A 582-nucleotide genomic window follows, 5' to 3' on the forward strand; every position below is an offset into this window, starting at 1 on the left:
CGGGCGGGTGCGGTCCCGTGCCGCGAGGGGGTCCGGCTCGGAGGCGAGCCCGAGTTCGACCGCGTCGGCGAACCGCACCGGCTCGGGGACCGACTCGCTCGGGTCGGCGGCGAACGCGCCGGCCGTCGCGACCGCGGCGAGCGCGACGAGGCCGACGGCCGCGAGCCGGACGCGACGCGACCGGGCGGTGTCGGGGTCGAAAACTGCCACGGGATCGTTTCGATCGCCAGCGGCTTAGGGCGTTTGGTTCGTTCCTCGAACGCGCTGCTGAACGCGTCCAGAGGTGCTAAGAGGCCGGTACTCCAACTACGACTATGACGAAAGGCGACCCGTCGACTCCCACGCCCGCCAGCTCGGAGAGCGTCCCGCGGCGACGAGTGCTCGCCGGAATCGCCGCCGCCGGGATCGGTTCCGTCGCCGGCTGCGCCGGCGGCGGGTCGAACTCGATCTCCCCCGTCTCCATCGACGACGACCAGGCCTCCGACCAGTGCGGGATGATCGTCGCCGACCCCCCCGGGACTGTCGGGCCGGTCCACCTCGGGGCCCAGCGACCGCACAGGGGGCGCCCGGCGCCGTTCTGTA

2 pseudogenes are annotated in these 582 nt (G+C 73.5%); one reads left to right on the plus strand and one right to left on the minus strand.

Annotated features, from left to right (window positions below):
• Positions 1-210 (minus strand): annotated as a pseudogene (locus B9G38_RS16910) (copper-binding protein); the annotation flags it as partial.
• A 104-nt stretch (positions 211-314) separates the two neighbouring features.
• Here B9G38_RS16910 and B9G38_RS16915 point away from each other — a divergent pair.
• Positions 315-582 (plus strand): annotated as a pseudogene (locus tag B9G38_RS16915) (nitrous oxide reductase accessory protein NosL); the annotation flags it as partial.

This window comes from Halorubrum sp. SD612, from assembly GCF_002135005.1.